Source organism: Anabaena sp. UHCC 0187 (assembly GCF_009712035.1).
Taxonomy (GTDB): Bacteria; Cyanobacteriota; Cyanobacteriia; order Cyanobacteriales; family Nostocaceae; genus Dolichospermum.
The window spans coordinates 1-8,390 of sequence record NZ_VILB01000048.1 but is presented as its reverse complement, the minus strand read 5'-3'; the positions used below and the strand labels follow the sequence as shown (position 1 = coordinate 8,390).

9 protein-coding genes and 1 pseudogene are annotated in these 8,390 nt (G+C 36.5%); 1 reads left to right on the top strand and 9 read right to left on the bottom strand.

Annotated features, from left to right (window positions below; translation table 11 throughout):
• From FJR11_RS23120 to FJR11_RS23080, 9 genes and pseudogenes are all read right to left on the bottom strand, one after another.
• Positions 1-917 (bottom strand): annotated as a pseudogene (locus FJR11_RS23120) (hypothetical protein); the annotation flags it as partial.
• A gap of 250 nt (positions 918-1,167) precedes the next feature.
• Positions 1,168-1,527 carry a hypothetical protein gene (locus tag FJR11_RS23115; protein WP_168508005.1) on the bottom strand — a complete coding sequence of 120 codons (360 nt, stop codon included), beginning with the start codon at positions 1,525-1,527 and terminating at the stop codon, positions 1,168-1,170.
• A gap of 304 nt (positions 1,528-1,831) precedes the next feature.
• Positions 1,832-2,437: a hypothetical protein gene (locus tag FJR11_RS23110; RefSeq protein ID WP_168508003.1), complete on the bottom strand. Its 606-nt coding sequence runs from the start codon at positions 2,435-2,437 to the stop codon at positions 1,832-1,834.
• Positions 2,438-2,731: 294 nt separating this feature from the next.
• Positions 2,732-2,911: a DUF86 domain-containing protein gene (locus tag FJR11_RS23105; protein WP_371417614.1), complete on the bottom strand. Its 180-nt coding sequence runs from the start codon at positions 2,909-2,911 to the stop codon at positions 2,732-2,734.
• A gap of 60 nt (positions 2,912-2,971) precedes the next feature.
• Positions 2,972-3,319, bottom strand: a complete 348-nt coding sequence (locus tag FJR11_RS23100; protein ID WP_168508001.1) for a hypothetical protein — start codon at positions 3,317-3,319, stop codon at positions 2,972-2,974.
• A gap of 134 nt (positions 3,320-3,453) precedes the next feature.
• The gene (locus FJR11_RS23095) at positions 3,454-4,221 is read right to left on the bottom strand and encodes an HIRAN domain-containing protein (RefSeq protein WP_168507999.1); all 768 of its coding nucleotides are present in this window, start codon (positions 4,219-4,221) and stop codon (positions 3,454-3,456) included.
• 30 nt (positions 4,222-4,251) lie between these two features.
• The gene (locus tag FJR11_RS23970) at positions 4,252-4,752 is read right to left on the bottom strand and encodes a DUF3368 domain-containing protein (RefSeq protein ID WP_371417613.1); all 501 of its coding nucleotides are present in this window, start codon (positions 4,750-4,752) and stop codon (positions 4,252-4,254) included.
• Positions 4,749-4,997, bottom strand: coding sequence for a UPF0175 family protein (locus FJR11_RS23085; protein ID WP_168507997.1), 249 nt, complete (start codon positions 4,995-4,997; stop codon positions 4,749-4,751). Before FJR11_RS23085 ends, FJR11_RS23970 begins: the two co-directional genes overlap by 4 nt.
• Positions 4,998-5,129: 132 nt before the next feature.
• A complete protein-coding gene (locus FJR11_RS23080) occupies positions 5,130-6,797 on the bottom strand; it encodes an ATP-binding protein (RefSeq protein WP_168507995.1) in 1,668 nt (555 codons plus the stop codon).
• Between the two features lie 675 nt (positions 6,798-7,472).
• Between FJR11_RS23080 and FJR11_RS23075 the strand changes: the two genes are divergently transcribed.
• Complete coding sequence (locus FJR11_RS23075) at positions 7,473-8,051, top strand: hypothetical protein (RefSeq protein WP_168507993.1); 579 nt, start codon at positions 7,473-7,475, stop codon at positions 8,049-8,051.
• The last annotated feature ends 339 nt before the right edge of the window (positions 8,052-8,390 follow it).

The window sequence follows — 8,390 nt, the reverse complement described above, 5'->3', positions numbered from 1 at the left end:
GGTTGTAAATTTACCCAAGCTCTATCCAAAAAAGGAACTGATGCTTCTCGTTCTAAAATTAAGTGACGGATATGAAAATCGCTGTTCTGTTCTTCCCGCAATCCATCATCATCTAAAGTCAGCAAGTGCGGAATATTTGGAGGTTTGCTGGTATTAAATTGTCCCCAAATTACTCCCCACAGTTCCTGAGAACCCAAGGGTTTAATATTCAACCCCATTTTATTATTGAGGGTTTGTTCCCATAGCTGAAAGCCAGATGTAAAGCTATTTTTGAGAATTGATTCAATGCGTTGATGTCGCACTTCGTGAATTTGTCCAGTAAATTTATGCCAACTTTCTTTAGCTTGGAGAATAAATTTCTCTACAAAGTCCGCTGTTTCACTATTTTCAGCAACAGTGTAGGTACAGTAAATTCTCAAAAATTTGTTTTTGCGATAGCGAAGCGCTCCGTAGGAATCGCCTTGGTTTGTTAAATCTCTAATTCGCAACCTTTCTGACCGAATTAACAGCATCAGTTCATTACTGCGACAATTTTCTTCTAATGCTTTTAGTTCCTGTTGACGCTCATGATCATTGGTAAATGAACCCAGATGGAAGGTTAAAGATTCACCATAGGGTATTTCTTTCAGTCCGGCTTCTATGCCCGCAAAAATTGGTAAAATTTGACTTTCTGGGAGAGAAGAATGGATACCTTGGCAATCAAAGCAGAATTTAATTTGAATATCGTCTTTACGCTTGAGGATAATCGCACCAATATCTTTTCTGCCGGCTATGGAGATATTAGCGATCGCTGCAATATGAGTTAAATCCTCAAAAGGAGTCAGACGTTTGGCTACAGAAATCTCTTGGGCAGAGATATTTTTATTTCCTACCTTATCTTTAGATATTTTCTCTTTCGTTGAAGAATTAATTGTCATGATTTCGGTACTCAAATAATGTAATTTTTTCTGACTTTGACCAATTTTAAAAGGATGCAAGCCTTGAAATTTAGATAGTTTCAGATTCTAATTTATCCCGCATCTAAGTACGTGAGCGTTAAAAATTGTTGTTGGGATAAGGCAGGGGAGGAGGGGCAGGGCGCAGGGGGAAAGAGTTTGACCTTGCTTCTTCACATACCTTTAATTTTTTCTGTTAACCTACTTATGCAACGAGTTTTGATTTTTTTACCTAGCCTGTGGGCGGGATTATTTTGAATTTGGCACGACCATCTTTTTTTGCAGTTGATGTTAGTATTTCTGGTTCTTGAATTAGGGAATAAAAGCGTTTATATCCTCTAGTAACTCTGGGGACTGTGAGAAACTTTGATAACCAGGTTTTATTACTGGTCAGAGTCCACCAAGTTCCCCACCCCCAAGCGATAACTAATCCAGTCACTAACCAAGAAGCTTGAAGACTTTGTTTGCAGATTAAGTATGTAATCAGTGCAATAGCCGTCCAAGGAAAAACTTGATCTGCTGGAAATGGTCCAATTCTCGGCTGTTCCCCCAAAATTCGATTGACTGTTCTAAATTCTTTGCGCTTCATCATCTCTATTATCTGAGGTTTTTGAAGATGTAAATTTAACCTAAACTGGTATTATCAGACTGAGAGAAAAGCTGAAATTTTGTCCATTGTATTGTCGAAAAATAGTGAATTCATCCAAGAGTGATAGAAGTTGTTGAGAAACGAGCGCTCGTTATGCAGAAAAATTCAAGGATCTGGAGTCAAAATTAAAACTGTCTTATTGTCTGGCTTTTAACTTAGATTCTGTACCTCGCTTATCTGGAATCTGCTGTAAATCTCTAAAAGCTACTCTTTAAGAAAGAGTTCAACCCCTCTTTTTTTGAGCTATTTAAGCCGCATTACCAGTAATCAAACCTGTGAGAATATCGCCAACTACAATAGTAACGCTGATGATCAGCGGAGTTCTCGCTAAATTCTGCCAATCTTCATCGTTTCTGGCAGCATTGACAATTCTCACCAAGGAAATACCAAGATACAGCAAAAACAATGCTCTAAGAACATTAAAAAATAGTGCAACGGCATCAGCCGGCATTCCTGCAAAAGCTCCTGTCATCCATGTTTGTGCGCCATTAAAAAATTGGGCATTTGCTGATGTTGTGGTGAAATCAAAAGTTAAAATTATACAGATAATACCAACTAAAATGGCATAAAAGTTGATTCCCCAACGGCGTTGCAATTTTTCAAATTTAGTCAGCAATTTATTTGCTACTTTGGGAAATGCTGCGATGATGGCAGTTAGCAAGATTAAAACAGACATTAACAGATGATTAATGGATGTATTTGCCAACACTAATGCTGTTGCTGCTGCTACCAATAAGAAAATTGAACTTTTTTTATCAACTGGACGACGCTGGGATACTATTGGATAAACCTCAATCGCCTCTTGTTGGGGAATTTGGTAATTACTGCAATCAGGACTATTGTGTATTCTCATGTCTCAATCTTTATAATTACTTACGAATAAGCATCATTTTCTACTATCCTGCTTCTCTGAGTCAGCTATCAAATTTCGTAATTGCAGATATAAAATGATGTGTTCTTTTTTCAACACTTGTTTCTAAAACATTGGTATAAAATTTATGGCAACATCTATCAATTGATATAATAAATTTGCCATTACTAAATTATGGGATAATTTTATCTCACGTTCCAGATGCACAGGGGCACAGAGTAAGTAATCGAACAGAATTAATTATGTACATTGTCTTTCTAGTCCCTGACTCTTTCTTTAGGTTTCTAAATCTTTAATTGCCTTTTCAACCTCAATTAAAAGTGAACCTAAATCTTGAGTGATTACTTGCCAGACAATATTTAAATCAACATCAAAATACGCATGAATCATACGATTTCTCATGCCGATAATTTGTCGCCAAGGTATTTTAAAATACTTAGATTGGCAAGGTTCGATTTGAAATTCCTGGTTCTGGGGTCAAATTTCAATAAACGATGTAAGTCTAAATTAGAAACCTTAAACCAGAACTACTGCTATCTCCCTAATTCGATTTGCCCAGGTTTGAGACAAAGTTGAAATTTGGAGACGACTAGAATCACTTTCCCAAGTCTCCAACCAATGGATATGCCATCGAGACAATTGACGTTGTATTTGAGCCAGTTCAAACGCACTGTCTACATCTAAATCAATCGCTGTTAGTTCTAAAAGTACTTTACTTTCTTTAACAATCCCAAGTGCAGCTTCCCCATTAACCCCATCCAAACTGAAAGATGCCATTTGCAGAAAGTTCTGTGCCAATCGTTCAAGACGTACAGAAAGGCGATTGCACCGAAACACAATTTGTTCTACAGTCCAGTTATTCATACGCCTCCAAATAGTTTTCAATCCCGGTAAGTGTAGCTGGTTTAGTTATAACAGTTACCACAATTGTTAGGGTATTTTTCTGTTCCTCTTAAATCAAAATACGATTTCTTAAGCATCTTAGCAACTGCTATAAATTAAACTGCTGCTATTAAGTCTTCCTGATTGAGCGGCTGATACTCTGGATTAGAAAATGAGCGAAAGTCGCCTTTACACAAAGCAGTTATCTGACACAGTAGCCGAAATTGGAGCGGTGTCGGTGGTAAATTTACACGTTCTACTTGTAGTATTACTGAACTGGGGTCGCGTTCAAGAAGTTCAAAAACTTCATTTTTTAAGTAACGTGGGCAATAGCCTACGATGTGGTGATCCTCACTATGAAGAGTTAATGCTTGGGAATCAGAGGAGTTTTGAAATTCATGAGCTAACCATAATTTTTCTCCAGGTTCCAAGCGATTAATCCGCTCAATTGCACATTGTGGCAGGTGTCGCAGCCCATGTACAAAAAAGTGCAGCTGATATTGTCCTGCTGCATCTGGTTCTGGGCAGGGAAAGACGGTGAGTGTGTCTGTTTCTCGTTGTCCACCACTACGGGCTAGTACTGCAATTGGATCATCTTCATGTTCTGGAATATTCAGCCATTGCCGGAAACTTGCATAATCAGGACGGGAACGAGGCAATAACCGATTAGAGAAAACAGGAAATAATTGGGTTGATGTATATTCTTCATTCAAGTGCGGAAAAGAAGATAAAGGTGTAAAACTGCACATCTGTTCTGCCGCTTTTACGCCTTGGGTGTAAACAAACTTATACCTTGTACCATCAAACGTTAACCTACCAATCGGAAACCAAGAGCGACTGTTAGAGTCTTGCCAAGCTAAAAATAATGTTTGAGGTGTCTTCACTATACTTTTAATAACCCTGATAATTACCCATTATTCTCCTTCCTTTTCCTGTGCTAAAAGTAAAATCTTGTCATATAAAAGCGGAGAAATCCAAAAAGTAGAATTTTCAATCAACTTATCCATCAAAGGCTTAACAACCACAATAAAACCCCTCTTTTTCCCTTCTAATAAAACCCCCAATAATCCCGTAATTCTAATTCCTAACCGTTGTGCCTCAGCCCTTCCCCTGCGTTCATCAATTAACAATAAATCAGTCTTTAACTCCAATGCTAAAATAATAGCCTCTGACTCCCCATTATCTAACTTAGCTTGTTGTTTTAATTCATATACTTTATTTTTATCTTTCACAGTTTTAACCTCCAAAAAAGGAGATTTTTCTGCTTGTATTTCGCTTAAAAATAGAGGATGACACCTCGATAATTCTTCATAAACTGCTTGAGGAATAATCACCCTTTCATAAAGTGCTTGTAATAGAAAAATATGCTCAATACTAATTAAATTAGTAATCACAGAAGTATCACTAATAATCACAATCTTCCCAACTCCTGTAAATTCTGTAAATCAATCTCAAAATCCTCCAAATCATAATGATATAAAGGTATTTTACGTGCCTTCAGTAAATCCCGAAAAGCATCAGACTCCATTTGTGCCATTTTAGCTGCATAATCAAAAGTTAATCGCCCCGACTCAAATAAATGTAATGCAATCTCCTGTAAAAATTCCGTAGGGGTTAACTGGGAAGCGTCTAAAAATTCATCTGCAATCACTAATGACATTACCAAAATCTCCTAACTCTATATTTCTATTTTAGTCCTTAAACCACTTCTGCCCACATCGCCATAATATTCGACTACACCTAACCCCTTTGCGTGTTAGTTCACCTACTTATTCCATATTTTCTGATAACTTCAACCACCAAATATATCTATATTACCAATTGCATACTCCGATGAATCTACGGTCGAAGATGGCAACCCCTGAAGTTCAGCTTTATTCCTCATACTTTCCACCTTATCTGCTTCTCTAATAGCTAATGGATTAATTTGCTGACGTTCTGCTAACAACGTCGCCACTGAAATCTCCAATGGTGGTAATTTACTATTGCGAGAAACAGGTATATCTTCTGGAAACATTTGACAGAAAGTAGTAGCCGCAGCCCTCTCCACAATAGTTTGGATTTCTGCACCTACACAACGATTAGTTTCTTTCAACAGTCGTCGCCATTCCTCTTGACTATAAGGGTCAATACTACCAGAAACATCACTACTAAATCTATCATCAAATCTAGCACAGTGAAGTTTAAAAATACTGTGTCTTTCTCCATAATTAGGCAGGTCTACTTTATAAATGTAGTCAAATCTGCCTGCCCTAGTTAATTCTGGTGGTAGCCATTCCAACCGGTTGACACTGGCGATTACAATTACATCACTGGTACGTTCTTGCATCCAAGTGAGTAACTGTCCTGCTAACCTTCTAGCTATATCATCATCTCCAGCAAATCCCTTATCAAAGTCATCAAAATAAATAACAACTTCATTCAAACAGTCTACTAAATTTAGTAATTGCTTCAGTCTTCTTTCTGCTTCATTACCATAGCTTCTCAAATTACCCCAATCTACTAAAATCAAGGGAACACCTAAAATTTGAGAGCATACTTTAGCAGAATGTGATTTACCCGTACCTGGAGGACCTACTAGCATTATACCTTTAGGAACTCTGAGTTTATAGGCTTTAGCAAGGGGACTAAATAATCTTTTAAATTTCTTAAAAGCCTCCTGCATCAAATCTAATCCTCCCAAGGGAACTTGGGGAGTAGGAATAAACTCAATTCCATAAAGTCTGTTAAGCAAATTGATTTTATATTGGAGTAGTTGTTTAGCTATTGTTTCTACACTTTTATCATGAGAATGAAGTGATTTTAGCCCTTTTATTAAATCGGAAATGTATAATCCAATCCCACTACGGACAATTGTAATTTTGTCAATTTCCCTCAAATTTGATGGTAAAATTCCCTCTGCTTCCTCATTAAGACTTGCAGTAATTTCTGAGATATCAGGTAATTCTTGAGTGACTACAGGAATTTGAGCAGCAAGTTCTGGGTGTAAGTTAGCTTGAGAACCTAAAAGAATAGCGCATTTGATTTTACCAACAGCAGATTGGGAGAAGGAAAGATTGAGCAACTTTGATTTTACCCATTCAGATATCAAGAAAAACTGCGTTTCTTGGGTTACATTAGCACTAATCCAAGGATATAGATTCTCGATGATTAATACTCCTTCTCCCTGAAAACATTCCCAAAAATTCAAAATTCTAAAGTAGTCTTTAAGTTCTTGTGTCGGATTTAGAGTATAACCATAAAAATCTTTGAAACTTAAATCTATATTATTTAGGCATTCAATTTCCTTAATTATCTCTTGTCCCAAATTCCATAGATAGCACTTAATGCCGATTTTTGAGCAATACTGGCAAAGAGAGCGGAGCATTCGATATCTTTCTTGTACAGGAGATTCACAAATAATCACAGGCTCTCCTGTGGTGATGAAGTTAGTCAGTTTTGCTAAGAATAAGGATGCCATATTATTATATCCAGAAGCTTTTTATAGGATTAGTACCGCAGTGCGAAAGTCAAAATGAATACTGCATTGAGCTTTTCAGATATCTGAAATAGTTGCTAGTAGTCTGTCAAAATAAATTTGACAGGTTATGAAAATCAAGAAGCTTTAAATTTTATAGTTTTTGGCAAATTTATATCCGTCAATTACTTCTTTATAATAGACTAATACTACCTCTTGGCGTAAATACGTCTACCTTTTACAAGGATTCTAAATACAAAGTTTTTACCAATTATAATAGTGGGTTCACTTATGCCGTGCTGTACTAGATTGATACCAATTCTGTATGATTATTGAATCTTTGAAAATCCAGATTAGCCAAAACTTTGGCTGACATTGATGAGATTTTCAGCAACATAACAAGATTCAAATCTGATTTGTATAGCCAAATTCTAATGATAATTTGAGGTTTTAGCTAGGATTAAACTACGTAATTTCTTTCTATCAAATGATAGATGCAGAATGTAAATAAAAATAGATTTAATTACAGGTTTAGAGTAAGAATATTGTCTTTATAATAGGAGTATAATCAATACTTTTTTGATTAATCCACAATTTACTTTGTCGCCTGGGTAAAGGAATTATAACTTTTTCCCCTTAATCAAAAGGTATTGGTAGTGTTGTTACTTATACGCAACAATGGTGACTAAATCAGTTCCAGTTTATCCTATTATTTTAATTCCCACCTTCGCTGATACTAAAAATCTTTCTCCTTGTATTAAACCGAATGGTAGTGGTAGCGTGACTGTGGGTGCTTCTGAAGAACGGTTTGGACAAGTGCTTAAATATTATTTTGGTGATTGGGTGCGATCGCAACAAGAAATGCTACCAAATGGTCATGACCGCCCTTATACCGCAGACTTTGCAATTATAGAACCAAATACTGAGTTACATCTTGATATTGAAGTGGATGAAAGCCATTGTTTTTCTACAGGAGAACCAACACATTTTATTGGCGATGATGATTATAGGAACAAGTGTTTTGTGGATGCTGGATGGGTAATAATTAGGTTTGCAGAGGAACAAGTAGTTAGTCAGCCAGAACGCTGTTGTCGCTTTATTGCTAATGTAGTAGCAAAGTTAAGTGGAAATGAATCGTTGAGTTACCAGTTTACAGATGTTCCACAACTGACTCCTGTTAAGCAATGGTCAAGAAGAGAAGCAGCGTCCTTAAAGAAAAAGAAGTATCGTCAAGGCTACTTGTCAACTACGCCATAAAAATAGCGCCGAAGATCACAATCCCCAAATATTCCTGGATCAACAAATGTGATCCATGGATCACAAAATGCAGTTGAAACCTCCGATAACACCTGAGTTCGATGTAAGAAAATCAGCTAGAAATGAGTCTTGAAAAGGGTTAGAGGTTTGTAGGTTGAGAGACTATATTCTCAATAAATCTTAATTATTGAGAATGACTAGAAAACTGGGCTAGATTAAAGTAAATTTTTATAACAGAATCTAAATTTATATTACGAATACTATTTGAATACCAACTCAAAGTACCTCAGATTAGGAACAATAAGATAGGCATCGCATTCACAGACTCTTGTTCCAACC

Coding starts and splice junctions, on each gene's coding strand:
- FJR11_RS23080 (WP_168507995.1), bottom strand. CDS start 6,797: ATGGCATCCTTATTCTTAGCAAAACTGACTAACTTCATCACCACAGGA.
- FJR11_RS23085 (WP_168507997.1), bottom strand. CDS start 4,997: ATGTCATTAGTGATTGCAGATGAATTTTTAGACGCTTCCCAGTTAACC.
- FJR11_RS23110 (WP_168508003.1), bottom strand. CDS start 2,437: ATGAGAATACACAATAGTCCTGATTGCAGTAATTACCAAATTCCCCAA.
- FJR11_RS23100 (WP_168508001.1), bottom strand. CDS start 3,319: ATGAATAACTGGACTGTAGAACAAATTGTGTTTCGGTGCAATCGCCTT.
- FJR11_RS23115 (WP_168508005.1), bottom strand. CDS start 1,527: ATGATGAAGCGCAAAGAATTTAGAACAGTCAATCGAATTTTGGGGGAA.
- FJR11_RS23075 (WP_168507993.1), top strand. CDS start 7,473: ATGGTGACTAAATCAGTTCCAGTTTATCCTATTATTTTAATTCCCACC.